Below are 18,009 nucleotides of genomic sequence, written 5' to 3'. Positions count from 1 at the left end.
TATAGGTTTAATGCTGATGAGAGACAGATCGCAATCTAGTAAAAGCCATCAATCCAGGTTTTTGGAAGGAATTGTAAAGGCCATGACACCGGCCACCAGCAGCGGAGCTGAGAACAGAACGAACAGCAGTGATTTGCTGAGTTCCGCATCCGACAGCATCCCAAAGAGCGTGGGCCCTAATATAGCACCGAATCGCCCGATACCCATGGACAGCCCTACGCCGGTGGTGCGCATGCGGGCCGGGTATACGCGGGCCGTGGTCGGGTAGAAACCGTTGAAGCCGCCCTGCACAAAAAAACCGATGAAGAACGTCATCATGAACATCAGCCAATAGGTCATCGAGAGATTGCCGTACAAAACCATACTGCCAAAGGCAATGACCATAAACAGAAGTATCAGTTTACGCAACCCAATGCGACCTGCCAGTAGCCCAAACGAAAGACTCCCGCTAAAGGCCCCCAGATTTAGCGCTGTGCCAATATAAGTAGCCAGTTCAAATGGCATTCCCGCATCTTTAGCCAGTGTGGGTACCCAGCTCATAACGGTATATAAGGTCATCATCCCAAAGAAAATGCCGATCCACAAGCGTATCGTCGATGCCCGGTATTCCGGCGTAAATAAGTCGCTAATTGGTACCGCAGCGTGACTGGTGGCCGTAGGAGGGAGCACACTAATGCTGGCCTGCCCCATGCGAGTTAGTAGCTGATTGACCTGACGGAGGGCGTTTTTAGGCTGCCGCCCGATCAGAAACGCCAGTGATTCGGGCATGAACAGGACAATGCTCAGCAGCATCAGTGCCGAAACCAATCCAGCAGCTAAGTACGCTGACCGCCAGCCAAACAAGGGAATAGCCCAGGCCGTAAAAAAGCCCGCCAGAATAGCCCCGATTGGCCAACCAGCCTGGACAAAGCCCACGCTGAAATCGCGTCGTTTATTATTGGAAAACTCAGCCGCCACCGCTGCCAGAGAGGGCAGAATACCGCCAATGCCCAGCCCAGTGATGAGTCGGCAGAGTAGTAACTGGTAATAGGCCCCTACCAGAGATGATAGCAGCATGCCGGTGGTAATTAGGGATAAAGCAATGATAAACATCGTACGACGCCCAATTTTATCCCCGAAAGGAGCCAGCAAAAAGCAGCCCGCCGTCATTCCCGCTAGCCCGGCACTGAAAATATACCCCAACTCGCTTTTCGACAACGACCATTCGCGGACAATCTCCGAGCCCGTAAACGACACCACCAGCACGTCGATACCGTCGTTCATATTCAGAATAAAGCAGATGGCTACCATCAGAATCTGAAAGGAACTCATTGGCTGGGTGTCCAGCAGTGTTTTCAGGTCGGGCGGAGCGGGTTTGGTAAGCATAGTTGGAGAAAAGTTGTAACACAGAGATACACGGAGATACAGAGAGAAAATAGCTAACTCTGTTTATCCCCTTTTCTCTCCGTATATCTCTGTGTTACAATCATTTTTATATAGTAATTAAAATTTTGCTGTCTTCACCCAGCGCGGCCAGTTCCAAAGCGGATTGCAGGTTGTCGAGTTCAATTTTTCGGGAGATGATAAAGCCTGGACGAATGATGCGGGCTGCCATCAACTGGAGTGTCCGTTTAAAATCAACCGGGTGGTCATAAATGATGGACGGAACGATATGAATACCTTCGCGGGCGATTTTGAGTGGCGTAAACGTAGCTGCATGTCCCGACAGACCCACCAGCACAATTTCTGACCCACGGGGCGCTGCCGCCGTTACAAGAGATGCTGTAGCCGCAGCTCCTGCGCATTCAAATACGGCGCACACATCGTTGGCTAGCCAGGCCTCCGCTAAAGCCGCCTGTTGCTCAGCCGGGCTTCCCGTTGGGCAAAGGGCAATAGCGCCCAGACTTTCGGCTAATCGTACTTTAGTTGAACTGATTTCGGTTACGAATACCTGATAGCCAAGAGATAACGCCAGGTGCGTAACCAATAATCCAATGGCACCCAGGCCAATGACCGCAATTGTATCGCCGGGTTTGGCACTGGAGGTTAGTAGCGCATGTAAGGCTACGGCCATGGGCTCAACGGTCACGGCATCGTCGTCAGAAATGCTATCGGGTACCTTCCAGCAGAAATCGGCGGGCACTACAACGTATTCGGCAAAGCACCCGGCTTCATTCAGACCTATGACCCGCTTATTGATGCAGATGTTACCCCGGCCAGATACACAATAGCGGCAGTGCCGACAGGGAATATTGGGTTCAATAACAACCCGTTCGCCCAGTGAACGATCCGAGACACCCGTCCCAATTTTATCGATATAGCCTAGCCCTTCGTGGCCAATAACAGTTGGCGTGTCTAACTGGCGATGGCCCAAAAACAGGTGTACATCAGAGCCACAAATACCAATCTGTTTCAACTTTATACGTACTTCGCCAAAGCCTGGTTCTGGGATAGAAATGTCCTGTACATGAATGTGTTTAGGCGCTTGAAGGAAAGCAGCTTTCATAAATTGCGATCAATAGAATCTACTTCTACACTGAATACTTATACGCAATCAAAGATGACTACCCTGCTAGTTTTCCTGCGTAAAATGGTTCAAAAGTACCAAGAATTGCCCAAAAAGTACCGGACGAATAGTTATGACCGCCAATTGAGAGCCTTTCTACTAAGATTTACTGAAAAATTAGTTAGTACAGCCCGAAAACGATTGTTATTGTACAAATGAATGCCAAATTCATTCGGCTGATAGTTCAAAGCCTCGCGTTTAACTTATGACTAAACCTAGCTACTCGTTACAGTTCACTGTAGGCAGATTATTTGTGTATGTACTACTTGCTTTCGTAGGCATTGACGCTTCATGGGCACAGAATAAACTAAAGGGCGAAGCTCTATTTGACGCTAACTGTGCCAGTTGCCATAATTTCAAACAGGATGGTATTGGTCCACAGCTTGGTGGATTGAAAGGAATCGTGGCCCCAGGCTATATGGCCGAATTTATCAAAAGTCCCAGGACAATGATTGATGCAAGGGTTGCCCGGGCTTTAGATAAATTCAAAAAATTTGGCACATTAATGCCTGATTTTAAGCAGTTAGGCGAAAAAGACATCAATGATCTAACAGCCTTTATTCTGGACAAGCCCGCTCCTAAAGCTGCGGTTTCTTCCGGTAAAGCTGCTTTAGAAAACCCGATAGTTCCTTCGATTGCCAAGTCGGATCTTGTTCTGACTATCCAGAAAATAACCCAGTTCCCGTTTACGAACAAAACGCAGCCACGCACACGGATCAATAAGATGGGCGTTCATCCCATCACAAAGGAAATTCTGGTCGAAGACCTACAAGGAAAAATCTACAGATTGACTAACAACTATCAGCCCGAGGTGTATTTTGAGGCCACAGACCATTTTAAAAACTTCACCAACTCGCCTGGCCTGGCAACGGGCTTAGGCAGCTTTGCCTTTCATCCAGACTATGCTAAAAATGGGCTTTTTTATACGACCCATTCCGAACCAAATACGACCGTAAAAGCAGATTTTACGTATGCCGACAGTATCCCCGTCCGATTGCAATGGGTAGTTACGGAATGGACGGTGGACAACCCCAGCTCGAGCGTTTTTAGCGGAAAATCCCGCGAATTGCTTCGGGTAAATGTAGTCGACCAGATTCATGGCATGCAGGAAATTGCCTTCAGCCCCTACGCAAAGCCAGCCGATCCCGATTATGGGCTACTCTACATTGGCATGGGCGATGGTGGTGCCGTTGAACAGGGATACCCGTTTATTCCCAGAAACAAAAACCATATCTGGGGAAAGGTACTTCGGATAGACCCCACGGGCAGAACAAGTAAAAATGGGAAATATGGTATCCCGAACTCCAACCCGTATGTTAATAAAGATGGACTGGATGAAGTATATGCCGAAGGGTTTCGTAACCCGAACCGAATTTCGTGGACGAAAGATGGGCGGATACTGGTTTCCAATATAGGACAACGGCAAGTCGAATCCATTTACCTGCTGAAGCCCGGTAAAAATTACGGCTGGCCCGATCGGGAGGGTACCTTTCTCATTGAGTCGCCTGCCAGAACCAACAGCGTGTATCCCCTGCCTAAAAATGACGCTACCTATGGATATACCTACCCGGTGGTTCAATTCGATCACGACGAGGGAAACGCCATCATGGGCGGCTTTGAATACACGGGAAGCCAGATACCGAAGTTGAAAGGCAAATATATTTTTGGCGAAATCGTGAGGGGACGGGTTTTCTACGTCAATCTCAACGAGGTAAAAGAAGGCTCGCAGGCTACGATTCATGAAATTTCCATCGCTATGGATGGTAAACAGACAACCCTGAAAGAACTGAGCAAAGCCAATAAAGTGGATCTGCGAATCGGGCAGGATGCCGCTGGTGAACTTTATCTGTTCACCAAGGCCGACGGGATGATGTATAAAGTTTCAAAGTAGTGGCGAATTGGTTGGCTGAGCTCGGTTAATTAAGAAGTTTAGGTAACGGTATACCAATTTGTACTTATATTTCTTTTCTTTTTCATTTCTTTTCCACCAATTATCTCTCAACCTTTATGTTGTTTTCTACACCATATCACCTGCTCAATGGAATTGAGCACCTACTTGAATCAATACCCTACCAAAGCAGGCAACTGACTATCGCCAGGCGACTGATGCTGGAAAGGCGCTGTGTGATCGTTCTAGGCTTTTTGGTTTTACTGCCCTGGCTAGCCCAGGCGCAGACCAATTGTACTTCCTATTCAATCAACCTAACCAATACCAGTCCAGGTAATTGTGCAGGAAGCACTATGTTGTTGGCTAATAGTGACCAAACACCAGCCTTGGTTCAATGGTATAACAGTAGTACTCTGGTTTATACTGCCACTTCACAATCGGCTACCAGCGGCACCACCGTGGCTGGGGAAAATGAGGCAGGTTCGGCCGACAATCAATTTAATGGAGCTTATGGTATATATCTGGATGGTACCGGAGCGCTCTATATAGCTGATAAAGGCAACCATCGGGTTCAGAAATGGGCAGCAGGTGCCACCAGCGGTACCACCGTAGCTGGAGGAAATGGACGGGGTTCGGCCGATAATCAATTAAATAGTCCTTCGAATGTTTGGGTCGATGGCAGTGGAGCCGTTTATGTGCTTGATATGAACAATAGTCGGGTTCAGAAGTGGGCGGTAGGCGCCACCAGCGGCACCACTGTGGCCGGAAATGGTACCCCTGGAACAGGAGATGATCAACTGGCCTATCCATTAGGCCTTTTTGTGGATGCTACCGGAGTGGTGTATGTGTCGGATAATCTTAACAATAGGATTCAGAAGTGGGCGGTAGGCGCCATTAGTGGTACTACCGTGGCTGGGACTAATGGTAGCAGTGGATCGGCAGCCAATCAACTAAATCATCCTAATGGTGTATTTGTAGATGCCAGTGGAGCAGTGTATGTGTCGGATAATTTTAACAATAGGATTCAGAAGTGGGCAGCAGGCGCTACCAGTGGTACTACCGTAGCCGGAGGAAATGGACAAGGGTCAGCCGCTAATCAGTTGTATCTTCCTGCTGGTGTTTATGTAGATGGTGCCGGAGCCGTGTATGTGGCCGATGCGGGCAACAATAGGATTCAGAAATGGGAGGCAGGTGCCACCAGAGGGAGTATTGTAGCTTCTGGATCAAACCGTAGTATGGTTGTTGATGGTAGTAGCGGGGCCATCTATTCTGCGGCCAATAATAGTGTTCAGAAGTGGGCTACAGTGCCAGCCAGTCTGGCCTATACCCCCACCACAGCGGGTGGTGTTTATACGGCCCGGATTACCTCGTTTAACGGATGTACAGCCACCACTAATGCGCTGACCATCTCTGATCCTCTCTCCATTAGCATTAGCTCTGTATCAGGTATCCTCAGCGCATCAGGAGCTGACACCTACCAATGGAGCACTGGTCAAACCGGTACGAATATTACGGTCGCTCCCACCACCACAACCATCTATTCGGTCACTGGTACCACCGCAGCGGGCTGCTGGGCAACGGCCAGTTTCACGTTCTGTGTTGCTCCAACCATTAGCACGAGCTTGGGCAGTTGTGTTGGCGTCGCCAGTCTGTCGGTCGTCAGTGATCAGGCGATTAATCGAGTTCAGTGGTTCAACGGCAATACCCTGGCCTATACAGCCAGTTCGACATTGACTTATCAGAATGGTGCCATATTTGGGAGTAGCGGAAGACCGGGTACAGGAGCTGATAATCTAAATGTCCCTGCTGGCGTGTATGTGGATGCCAGTGAAACAATCTATGTGGCGGATCAATTTAATCATCGTGTCCAGCAAAGGGCTGCGGGATCCTCTACTACTACTACGCTGGTTAATCTATTTACAGTATCCGTTGATATGTCCGCCAGGCCTAGTGGCATATATGGTAATGCGAGTGGGGCAATTTATGTATCGGACAGAAACCTGTCCCGAGTCTTAAAAATCACGGAAGGAGGCTTTAGTGTCACTACCGTGGCGGGCATTGAGGGGAATGCCGGTAGTGCCGCCAATCAACTGAATTATCCACGTGGTTTGTTTGTCGATGATGCCGGAACCGTCTATGTGGCCGATTATCTCAACAATAGGATTCAGAAGTGGGTAGCAGGTGCCACCAGTGGTATCACTGTGGCGGGAGGAAATGGAGCAGGTTCGGCCGCTAATCAGTTGAATGGCCCTACTGATGTGTATGTGGATGTTAGCGGGGCGATGTATGTGGCCGATGAGAGTAACAATAGGATTCAGAAATGGGCTTCGGGAGCCACCAGTGGTACCACTGTGGCCGGAGGAAATGGAGCGGGCAATGCAGCCAATCAACTAACTCATCCTAATGGTGTGCATGCTGATCCCATTGATGGGATTTATATAGCTGATACTGGCAACCACCGGATTCAATGGTGGACTCCAGGAGCCAGTAGTGGTACTACCGTACTCCAGGACAATTATACTACGAATGTGCTAAATAGTCCTACTGATCTCTATATGGATGAAAAGACGGGGCTGTATGTAGTGGATCAAGGCAACAGCCGTGTCGTGTTGTGTGAAAAAGGGCCTCCCAGCCTGGTATATACGCCCACCTCGGCCGGGGTGTACACGGCCCTGGTCACCGCTAGTTACGGCTGCGTTACGACCACCAACTCCGTGACTCTTAGCGCACCACCCACCCCAAACTTAGTTGCTACCAACCAGAACGGAGTACTAACCAGTACCCTCACCTGCGCACAAACCAGCCTGACCTTAACCGCCACAGATGCTTCTGGCGGATCAGGAACTCAGTACCAGTTTGCCGGACCAGGAACCTCTATCCTGGGAATCGTTTCCCAGAACACCACGGACGGAACAGCAGTGGTCAATAACGCTGGTGTTTACTCTGTGACGGTTACCAATGCATCCGGTTGTTTTAGTGTAACTACCATCACCATCAGCAGTGGATTAGCAGTTCCTTCCCTGAGCATTAACCCCAGCTCCTCTATCCTTACCGTCGCCAGCCCAACGGCCAGCCTTTCGGCAACAGGAACCGGCACCTTCTTTTGGTCTACCGGAGAGACCTCACCCACAATTTCTGTTACCACCAGTGGAGTCTATTCAGTAACCCTCACCGGTCCTTCAGGTTGCACTGCTAGTACCAGCGCTTCGGTGGCAGGGCCCGACTTGGCGCTGATTCTGCTCCTGCCTCAGGCTAACTTCGCAGCAGCGGGCACAGTCGGTGAGTTTGTGGTCAATCTATTCGAAGTAGGGGGGCTACCCACTTCCTCAGGCAAGGTCACCATCACCCTCACCGCTCCATTGGGCTACACCCTGGCCTTCCCTAATTCCCTGACCAGTATCAATATCTCAGGCGGTTCTCAGAACCCGGTGACGGTCAATAATACGCAGTGGAGTTTGATCAACTCGCTGGACGATCGCCAACTGACCTTGACCATGAACAACGGTGCCTTTATTGGCGGTGGCAGCCAATCAAGCATAGGGTTCCAGATCACCCGGACGAATGCCAACTCGGGTAGCGTAGCTAGTCTGACGGTGAACGTAGCCGATGATTTGACCATGACTTATGATGGCAACTTGTTAAATAATGTCTACGCTCGAATTATTAGTGGCTTGTAAATGAATGGAACTAGTTAAGCTACATCCAGGTATTCCCTAAGAATATCTGGAGTAAATGCCCTATCAATACAGAGGGATCAAATCAAATTGGTAAAACTCGGCACTCGTATTATCCATCTCAATCTCAATAATAGCATCTATAGCTTGCCCATTGGGTCTGGCAATGGAGATAGTCACCATTTGGGGAATGGTTGCATTGCTGATTGATATATGATTTTGAAATACGTATGCATTACCCCATTTAACCTTTAAATAGCCAAGTTTCGATCCAATTTTACGAACCATTATAGCTAAACGGAGAGAATCGGATAAGGGACGTTGAGCATCAAATTGAACAATGATAGAACTAGTCGTAGTTTGAAAAGCAGGTCGCCCACCAACACCAGTTTTGAAAGGCCAGTTAGCCGCGCCTACACCATAGAGAACCGTATAATTGGTAGGGGAAATTCGGCTGGTTACATAGTGATCGGTCAGTACGCCAGCATGATTGATTGGGGGGAACGTAATTGCATTGTCCGAAAACTGGGCTAACACCGGCATTGCACTAGTGTAATATTTATTGTCAAATGAAATAATCTGTGCATAAGCATTAGGATTATATCTATTGCTATGCACCATTAGGCCATAGGCAGGGGCAAAACTGAAAATGGGTGTATTTGTTTGACGTGTGTTATCAAACCGAGCGCCTTCTATGAGGGTTTCCCGATCGTTTTCGGTCTTGATGTACTGGGCTGCTTTTGTATAGCACTCAAAATACCCTCCCTGAATATGCTCAAACTGTGTGTTAACGGTATAGAATCCACCTACCCGTAGACAGTGCATCCATTCGCAGTTTAAATACAGTGTTTGGCTCCCATATGTATTGTGGCCATAAGAATATATATGTCGGCCGGATCCTTCAAAACGGCATGTGTTAAATAGATTAATATCACAGCCGTCCAGACTTGCACAGGTACCGAAGTTCTGAAAGCGGAGGTTCTGATAGGTTCCCCCAAAAACTTTTATAAGCTTTAACCCTACTCCATAGGCTTCCAGGTCGGATTCGATAATGGGTATATCACTCACTGCATTTGGGTCAATGTTACCCTTAAGCCCATATTTCCCCACAAAATCTACGTTCAGAATCATCGGCTTTTTAATGTGCCCCAGTTTGTTGAAAACAGTAGCAAAGTTACCCGGCTGATTCAGGCGAATTCCATATTTACTGACTAGCGTAAAGCCTTCCAACTGCAAGCTGGCATTGACATCATAGGGAGAGTCCATCAGAGCTGTCAGGCACTCAATGGCATATACACCATCATTCGTATTCGTTAAGGTAGTAGCTCCTCGTCCCTGAGCAATAAGTTTCATATAAGGGCTAATTGACCAAGTTCCTGACCAAGTGACGTTACCGACTGGTAGCATAATGGTAATACCGGCAGGAAAGGTCTTGCTAATCAGATTCAGAACTGTGTAATTGTCGGTCGTTCCATCGGCTTTTACACCAAACCATTCCGCTTGGATTACGCCTTCATAATGACGTTTGTAACGAAGCCCGGAAGAAGTAACCAGCACTGTTCCTGTATTATCCTTACTACTATGATCTAAAGAGTCAAGGACATAATAGCCCGATTTTCCTTGGTCGGTTAGGTTAATTACTTTCGGCGCTACCTTAGGAGAAAGAGTGTATGAGCGAACCTCCTTTATTGTCTGAAAAACTGAAATGCGGTTCGTATTAGGCTCAACTCGTATGGGCCGCTCAACGCCTGTTTTAGTTTTTTCCCAATAATAACCATCACCTTTTCTACCAAAATTGACTGTTTCATTTGAAACAGGTGGGCGTGTCTGGGACAGGCTTTGCGTCAGGATTAAGGCACTAAAACTTAGGGTCAATAATTGTTTCATTCTATTAGTACGTATTAGGGGCGTTATTTAATATGGAGCCAGACATTTTTGCCTTTTTATGTCTATAGGTAGAAATTTATCTAAACAGGTAGCTAAAGATTTCCTGGTATGCAAAGCCCCAATGGTTTCCTTACACGGGCGTCTCGCGAGACGGTAAATTCGGATATTGCATCAAGATATTGGTAGAAAAAAGTGTCACATGATATTAATCGAATAACGGCCTTCCTAGTTGACTAGCTGATTATCGCCTGAGAAGGCCGTTATTCGATTAATATCATATGACTTCCTGATAATCATCATAGTAGCCCACCTTCCCAAACGTGTTCTTTGTATAGGTAATCAATGACTGATTCAAAACCAATTTTCACGATCATGTTTAGCCATCCTATACTGTTGAGGTTAATTAGTTTCCTACTGATAGCCACCCTTTTTGCCTGTAATGACCACCGGTTTCCGGGATTAAGTCCAAGTCGAGTCCGGCTGAAAACCCTTACCGAACAAAGTGGTAGTTTACAGTTGGTTAGTCAGTTTCAATATGACCAACAAGGAAGGCTAAGCGGCATTAAAACACAAAAGTCAGACTCAGCTCGGTGGGAGCAAAGCACCTATATCTATGATAATCAAAATCGGTTAGGTCAGATACAACGGGTTATCCAGATTATACTACCTGTACTACCCCAGGAACCGCCAATAACGAAAACCGACAGTTATACTTTTAGCTATACAGGGGCGGGCCAAATTGCGGAAATACGGTATGTCAATAATGCGGCCAATGGTCTTCTTTTTCTATGTAAACCCCACTATGATGCAGCCAATCAACTAGATGGAAATCAGGTTGATAGTTATAATGGCTATGAGTCAGTTCAATTTACGAGCAAGTACCTATATTCCAATAATAATTTAACAACAGCCCATGTAACCTTTGTCCCGAGCGGTCAATCTTTCGAATATACGTTTACCTATGATTCCAAAATAAACCCCTTTTACGGAATCATCATGCCTATTGCCACCCTTAACCAAGACCCCGTCACCATTGCTCCTATATCGGTTTTTGTCTATCCGCCCAAGAATGACGGTATCGCCAATTTATTATCGCTGAGCCGGAATAATATCCTCTCCGATGGCTATAATGAGTATAGCTATACGTATACTAGTTCAGGCTTGCCTATCAGTCGGACCGCTCGAAGTCCCTTGCCTGACCATTCTGTAAGAGGAACTTTATATTTTGAGTATGAGTCTTTTTGAGTCAACGGGTGAGTACCCCATTTTCGAAGAAAAGGTAGGTTACGGGCAGCGCGATGAGGGCTGCTAACGCCAGTTGTAGAAGAAAACCGCAGCTCAATACAATGTATTACAAACTGAGTAAAGAAAGGTGAGGCATTGATTTATGAGCTAATAATTTGAGACAGTCTTAAAGGAGATATTGTGGAAGATTTGGCAAGAAGGTTGATGCTCTTACTATACGGAAGTTTTATTGAACGGTTTTATAGTTGACCCGTCCTGAAACCATCGGATTGTGCAGGCACCCTTGCATACAGAGGATGACTTAATCCCTGGCGTACGAGAGTTAGGACACAGAAAGTCGCCGACTAATTAATTGGGCTGCTGATCGTAATTCCAATTCAATTTCTTTCTGGCGACTGGCGCTACAGCGAATCTCGGGCAGGAATATACTTAGGCTGGCAATCACCAGATTTTGACGACGGATGGGTACAGCCAGACCAATGATATGCGTTTGAGAGCGAGTCATGGAGAGCTCCTGAACGCGAATCTTTGCTAACTCAGCGTCTAAACCCTGTGGGGTGGTAGCATTGGGCCAAATGTCAGGGGTGGGATAGCCAATAGAGTTAATTAGACTCTCCAGCTCTTTGCCAGAGATGAAGGCCAGTAGTAATCGCCCTGATGCTGTTTCATAAATGTTGCGTTCCGTGCGGCTTCGTACCTGGAGATCCTGATCACTATTGACTAAATGGACAATGAATCGTTTCTGATTGCGAATAATCCCCAAAATAGACGTTTCGTTGAGCCGATGGGTCAAGTCCTGCATAATATCTTTTGCCACCAGCACTAAATCCTGGCTGTAGGAAAGATTGTTCGTCAGGTTGTACGCCATTGGCCCCAAACGGTACCCCTTCTTCCGGCCCAAGTGTTCCAGATAGTTTTTATCAACGAGTGTTTTCAGGATGTTAACACAGGTTGCCTGGTTCATTTGCAGTGTTTCGGCAATCTCCGTGAGCGAATGTGCCCGGCCAGGATCCTGCGCCACAAGCTCCAGAATGTCCAGTGCCTTTACAATAACTAATACCATGTTGACTATGTATGATGTGAGATATGAGAGGTATGCTGTAGGATGTATGCTGTAAACGTCGACGTTATACAGCATACATCCTACGGATTATCGGCCCATCCATCCACCGTCTACTGTAATTACGGTGCCGTGAACGTATCGGGAGGCTTCAGAAGCGAGAAAAACGGTAACCCCTTTAAAATCTTCCGGCTCACCCCAACGCCCCGCTGGTATACGAGCTAAAATGCTTTGGCTGCGTTCGGCGTCTTGGCGTAAGGCTTCGGTGTTGTCAGTTGCGATATAGCCCGGTGCAATGGCGTTGACATTGACATTTTTTGACGCCCATTCGTTGGCAAAGGCTTTTACCAAACTGCCAATAGCCCCTTTGCTAGCCGCATAGCCAGGTACGGTAATGCCGCCCTGAAAGGTCAGCAGGGAAGCCGTGAAAATGACCTTGCCAGAACCCCGCTCAATCATACCCCGACCAATTTCGCGAGTCAGAATAAAGGGAGCGTTTAGATTGGTATTGATGACGGTATCCCAATAGTCATCGGGGTGTTCGGCGGCAGGTTTTCGTAGAATGGTTCCGGCATTATTTACCAGAATGTCAACCACTGCGCCATCGTTCTGCAAGGCTTTCAGGAACGTATACACGCCCGACCGACTACTCAAATCAGCCTGATAGGCCCGAAACGATCGACCCAGTTTCCGCACTTCCTGTTCAACGGCACTGCCTTCAAGTTCGAGCGATGCGGATACGCCAAGTATATCAGCGCCTGCCTCGGCCAGGGCTACTGCCATAGCTCGGCCAATTCCTCGTTTACAGCCTGTAACTACTGCTGTCTTACCCGATAAATCAAAAGATTGCAAAATACTCATACTGTATCATTGTGATAGTAATCGCAAGATTACATGATTAAAGTGGAATTACAAAGAGTATAATTAAGTATAAGATGAGCTATTTGTACTTTTCTAAGTACAAATTGAGGTTACTAGCGGTAAAAATAGAGTAGGTTATAATTATTCGAGTAGTGTGTCAAATGAGAATAGTTCTATAAAAAAAATAATAAGTGAAAAAGTTGACAAATACCCTATTAGAATATAGTATTGCATTGATAAATATTAATTTATCAATGATGAATAATAACTAAACTCTCATGCATAACCTTTCACTCTATCGAAGTCGAGCCTGGCTGTTAGGATTGAGCTGGCTTCTGACCATAAGCCAATTGCTAGCCCAATCTAACAACACAGTTACAGGGCGGATATCCGACGAATCGGGGCAGCCCCTACCGGGTGTTACTGTACTTGTCAAGAATACCGCATCGGCGGACCGTAGTAATGGTACCACCACCGACGCCAAAGGTGATTATCGACTATCGGTACCGGTTGGAAATGCAACGCTGGTTGTTTCGTATGTTGGGTATACGAGTCAGGAAGTTGCTATTAATAATCGTTCAGTCATTAATGTTCAGCTGGCACCAGACAATAAAGCCCTGAACGAAGTGGTGGTGGTGGGATACGGTACACAGCAGAAAAAAGACCTGACCGGGGCCGTATCTTCGGTAACCGCTAAAGACATTCAGCGTTTGCCCGTTTCGGGATTGGATCAGGCGTTGCAGGGGCAGGTTCCTGGCTTACAGATTTCCTCCACATCGGGTGCACCAGGCGGTAATACGAATATTCTGGTACGTGGTATAGGTTCGGTGTCCGGTGGGAATGACCCCTTGTTTGTCGTCGATGGATTTCCAATCAACAATGCGGGCGTGGGGAATCCGCTGAACACCATCAATCCGGGTGATATTGAATCTATCGAAGTGCTAAAAGATGCATCTGCCACTGCTATTTATGGGTCACGGGGCTCTAATGGCGTCGTTATTGTGACAACCAAGCGTGGCAAATCAGGCAAGGCGCAGATTACAGTAGATGCCTATACCGGTATTCAGCAACCCGCCCGACTGCTAAAGATGATGAACACCCGGCAATTTGCTGAATTCGTCATTGAAGGGCATAACAATGGGTGGCTCGACAATGGCGGTCCTAACGCTAAAATCACCGACCCTAACAGCGTACGGTCTACTTCCTACCGGATACCGGAAGAATGGCAGGACTTGAACAATCTCCCAAAGGTGGATACCGACTGGCAAAAGGTCATTTTTCGTACAGCTCCCATCCAGAATTATCAGATCAGCGCCACGGGCGGCAATGATAAGTTACGGTATGCTATGTCAGGCGGGTATTTCAACCAGAAAGGGATTCTTATCAGCTCCGGTTTTGAGCGTTTTTCAGCCCGCATCAATCTTGACGGTCAGCTTACTCCCCGGTTAAAGGTCAGCATGAATTTAGCACCTACGTATACGGCCACCGACAACGTACCATCGTCAGGCCACTACAGCGATTTTAATATTGTAGCCGAGGCTTTGTCTATGCCTCCGATGATTCCGGTTTACAATCCAGACGGTACCTATGGCAATACCAATGCCCTGACAAACCTAGGGATGGGGGCTATCCCCAATCCGGTTCAAACCGCTAACGAGTATAAAAGCACCAACTCGCAATTCAGGATACTGGGCAATCTATTTGGTGAATATGAGATTATCCAAGGCCTTAAGTTCAAAGTGAGCGTAGGAACGGATTTTAACTACTTCACAACGAATAGTTTTAAACCGTCGACCTTATCGACGAGTGCCTCCGTATCACCAGCCACCGCCAGCATCGTCAATTCGTCGGATGTGAACTGGCTGAATGAAAATACGCTCAATTACCGCCGAAACTTTGGCGCTCACTCCATCGATGCGCTGGGTGGCTTCACCATCCAGAAATCAACCGGAACCGCAACCACAACGAACGCCACGAACTTTGCCGATGACCTCCTCGAAAATATCAATGGTGGACAGATTACGGGTGGTAGCTATAGCGTAGGACAGTGGTCGCTGATGTCTTATCTCGGCCGGGTCAACTATGCCTATAATGACCGCTATCTGGTAACCGCGACCGTTCGTTCGGATGGCTCGTCCCGGTTTGGTTCGGCGAATCGCTGGGGTACGTTCCCTTCGTTCTCCGTCGGCTGGCGCTTATCAGAAGAGCCTTTTTTGAAAAGCCTGAATCTATTCGACGATTTCAAAATTCGGGCCGGTTATGGGCTTTCCGGTAACAACTCCATTGGCAATTATCGCTACCTGGGCTTACTGTCGGCAACCAATTATGTGCTGGGTAACACGCAGGTTCCGGGACTATCGCAAGCAAGTTTCACAAATAATAACCTGGGTTGGGAAACCAGCAAGCAGGTGGATATTGGTCTGGACCTGGCCTTTTTCAATGGTCGTCTGCAATTCACCGGCGATTACTACAATCGTCGGAACACGGATATGCTCCTCAATAAAGCCATTCCGTCGACAACGGGCTATACCTCCGCCTGGGTCAATATCGGCGAACTGGAAAACAAAGGCGTCGAACTGGCACTGTCGGGCAAACCGCTCGCTACGCGTGATTTCAATTGGACCAGTAGCTTCAACATCACCTTCAACCGGAACAAAGTGCTACGTCTCGGTACGGAAGGTGAACAGCTCTTCTCCGACGGTGGCCGGGGCGATGTCAGCATCACGCAGGTAGGACAACCCATCGGTAGTTTCTACGGCCACCAGGTTGAAGGTATTTTCACGACCCAGGAACAGCTATCAACGCATGCTAAACAAACGGGGGCTAAGCTCGGCGATTTCATGTACAAAGACATCGACGGGAACGGGGTAATCAGCGACGCCGACCGGACTATTCTGGGGAATCCGCAGGCCAGAGCCTATTACGGTTTCAACAATACGTTCACCTATAAAAACTGGTCATTGAACATTCTGATGAACGGTGTTCAGGGCAAAGACGTATTCTGGGCGGGTGCCGTGTTTGTGCGTGGGTATCATGGCGTACAGAACAACCTCGCCGAAGTCATCGAAAACTACTACAAATCGCCCTCGCAACCCGGCGATGGCAATTCTCCCCGCATTATCCGGGGCGCGTTGAATAACAACCTGCGTTACAGCTCTTTTTTCAACTTCGACGGATCTTATCTGCGGATTCGGAACGTAACGCTGAATTACAATCTGCCGCAAAATCTGGCGAAACGGATTGGGATGCAGGGTGGACGGGTTTATCTGACCACCAACAACCTGTACACCTTCACAAAATATCCTGGCTACGATCCCGAGATCAGTAACTCGGGCGACAATATGCTGGCTTCCGGCATTGATTACCTGGGGTATCCACCCGCTCGTTCCTACACGCTTGGTTTAAGTCTCACCTTCTAGCCAGCCCATCTATCATGAAAATCAAGCATCTTTTTATACCGCTATTGAGTCTGCTTTCGCTAGCCAGTTGTAACGACGATTTTCTGTCGCTCACGCCGGAAACGGATCGGAACACCACCAATTTTTATCAGACGGCCGCCGACTTTAATAATGCGGTTGTCGGTACCTATAATGCGCTCAAACTGTCGGGCGTATACGGCACATCCTTGTACTGGATGGGTGAAGTATCGACTGATAACACCGACTTTGGCGTAAACACCCGACAGGCTGTTAACGTCGATAATTTTCAGTTCGTCGATCATACGTATACCTCGCTCAATGACATTATCTTCTCGGCCTGGCGGGATCACTACCGAGGTATCAGCCGCGCCAATGCTATCCTGACCCGGATTGAAAGCGCCAAAATTGCGGATAACCTGAAAATGCAGTACAAAGGCGAAGCGCAGTTCTTACGAGCCCTGTTCTATTTCGACCTGGTCCGCCTGTTTGGGGATATTCCGCTGATCACTACTGAAATTACAACCCCCGATGGCGCCAGCAGTTTAACCCGGACACCAGCCGAGGACGTGTATAAGCTGATCATCAGCGACCTGCAAAGTGCGGAACAAGCGCTACCGATTTCCTACGGAACTGCGGATATTGGGCGGGTGCCACAAGGCACAGCCAAGGCCCTGCTGGGTAAGGTGTATCTGACGCGTAAAGACTGGGCTACGGCGGCTGCTAAACTAAAAGAAGTCATCACGTCGGGCAAGTATCAGCTGTTGCCCAAATACGCCGATGTGTTCAGCTATGCTACCCCAACCAACGCCGAAATCCTGTTCAACGTCCAATATAAATCGGGCAATACAGGTCAGGGAAGCGGTTTCGGACCTGTGCAGGCCAGCGAAGGAGCCCGCATTACCGGCGGTAGTATGCGGTACCCAACGGCCGATATGGAAACGGCTTACGAGGCTGGTGATCAGCGCAAAAGCTTCTCGATGAAATCGTCCTATCTCGACGCTACCGGGCAACTTGTTAATCAGCGTTACGTCAGCAAATACGTTCAGTTCGGTGCCTTAGCCAGCGATTCCGATATCGACTTCCCCGTGCTTCGGTACGCCGATGTACTGCTCATGTATGCAGAAGCGCTCAACGAAGTGGACTTTAATCCGGAGGCCGTAACCTATTTGAATCAGGTCCGTAAGCGAGCCGGTTTGGCAGATACGAAAGCCGCGGATCAGGCCAGTTTCCGACTGGCCATCGAGCAGGAACGGCGGGTTGAGTTTGCCTTTGAGAATCAGCGCTGGTTCGATCTGGTTCGGACGGGCCGGTACGTTACAGTTATGAACGCGAAAGGGCTTAAAGTTCAGGACTTCAACACGCTATTTCTGATTCCACAGCGGGAGATTGATCTAAATAAAAGCCTGAAGCAGAATCCGGGTTACTGAGCT

10 protein-coding genes are annotated in these 18,009 nt (G+C 48.0%); 5 read left to right on the top strand and 5 right to left on the bottom strand.

The annotated features are described in order from the left end of the window. Positions 1 to 48: 48 nt before the first annotated feature. A complete protein-coding gene (locus EXU85_RS26320) occupies positions 49 to 1,365 on the bottom strand; it encodes an MFS transporter (protein WP_142774942.1) in 1,317 nt (438 codons plus the stop codon). Positions 1,366 to 1,471: 106 nt separating this feature from the next. After that, positions 1,472 to 2,485 carry a zinc-binding dehydrogenase gene (locus tag EXU85_RS26315; protein ID WP_142774941.1) on the bottom strand — a complete coding sequence of 338 codons (1,014 nt, stop codon included), beginning with the start codon at positions 2,483 to 2,485 and terminating at the stop codon, positions 1,472 to 1,474. A gap of 265 nt (positions 2,486 to 2,750) precedes the next feature. On the opposite strand from EXU85_RS26315, the gene EXU85_RS26310 reads away from it, so the two are divergent. Together EXU85_RS26310 and EXU85_RS26305 are read left to right on the top strand one after the other, a co-directional pair. After that, a complete protein-coding gene (locus EXU85_RS26310; RefSeq protein WP_142774940.1) occupies positions 2,751 to 4,436 on the top strand; it encodes a PQQ-dependent sugar dehydrogenase in 1,686 nt (561 codons plus the stop codon). A 116-nt stretch (positions 4,437 to 4,552) separates the two neighbouring features. Next, positions 4,553 to 8,110 (top strand): NHL repeat-containing protein, encoded by a 3,558-nt coding sequence (locus tag EXU85_RS26305; RefSeq protein ID WP_142774939.1) that lies wholly within the window; start codon positions 4,553 to 4,555, stop codon positions 8,108 to 8,110. A gap of 63 nt (positions 8,111 to 8,173) precedes the next feature. Here EXU85_RS26305 and EXU85_RS26300 read toward each other — a convergent pair whose 3' ends face one another. Next, the gene (locus EXU85_RS26300) at positions 8,174 to 9,994 is read right to left on the bottom strand and encodes a hypothetical protein (RefSeq protein WP_142774938.1); all 1,821 of its coding nucleotides are present in this window, start codon (positions 9,992 to 9,994) and stop codon (positions 8,174 to 8,176) included. 342 nt (positions 9,995 to 10,336) lie between these two features. On the opposite strand from EXU85_RS26300, the gene EXU85_RS26295 reads away from it, so the two are divergent. Next, complete coding sequence (locus tag EXU85_RS26295) at positions 10,337 to 11,239, top strand: hypothetical protein (RefSeq protein WP_142774937.1); 903 nt, start codon at positions 10,337 to 10,339, stop codon at positions 11,237 to 11,239. A 322-nt stretch (positions 11,240 to 11,561) separates the two neighbouring features. Here EXU85_RS26295 and EXU85_RS26290 read toward each other — a convergent pair whose 3' ends face one another. Then, on the bottom strand, positions 11,562 to 12,302 hold the full coding sequence (locus EXU85_RS26290) for an IclR family transcriptional regulator (protein WP_142774936.1): 741 nt from the start codon (positions 12,300 to 12,302) through the stop codon (positions 11,562 to 11,564). Positions 12,303 to 12,389: 87 nt separating this feature from the next. After that, on the bottom strand, positions 12,390 to 13,160 hold the full coding sequence (locus EXU85_RS26285; RefSeq protein ID WP_142774935.1) for an SDR family oxidoreductase: 771 nt from the start codon (positions 13,158 to 13,160) through the stop codon (positions 12,390 to 12,392). A gap of 278 nt (positions 13,161 to 13,438) precedes the next feature. Here EXU85_RS26285 and EXU85_RS26280 point away from each other — a divergent pair, with 278 nt between their 5' ends. Further along, complete coding sequence (locus EXU85_RS26280; RefSeq protein ID WP_142774934.1) at positions 13,439 to 16,579, top strand: TonB-dependent receptor; 3,141 nt, start codon at positions 13,439 to 13,441, stop codon at positions 16,577 to 16,579. A gap of 14 nt (positions 16,580 to 16,593) precedes the next feature. Then, positions 16,594 to 18,006 carry a RagB/SusD family nutrient uptake outer membrane protein gene (locus EXU85_RS26275; protein WP_142774933.1) on the top strand — a complete coding sequence of 471 codons (1,413 nt, stop codon included), beginning with the start codon at positions 16,594 to 16,596 and terminating at the stop codon, positions 18,004 to 18,006. Positions 18,007 to 18,009 lie beyond the last annotated feature (3 nt).

Source organism: Spirosoma sp. KCTC 42546 (genome assembly GCF_006965485.1).
Taxonomy (GTDB): Bacteria; Bacteroidota; Bacteroidia; order Cytophagales; family Spirosomataceae; genus Spirosoma.
This window is presented reverse-complemented; position numbering and strand designations above follow the sequence as displayed.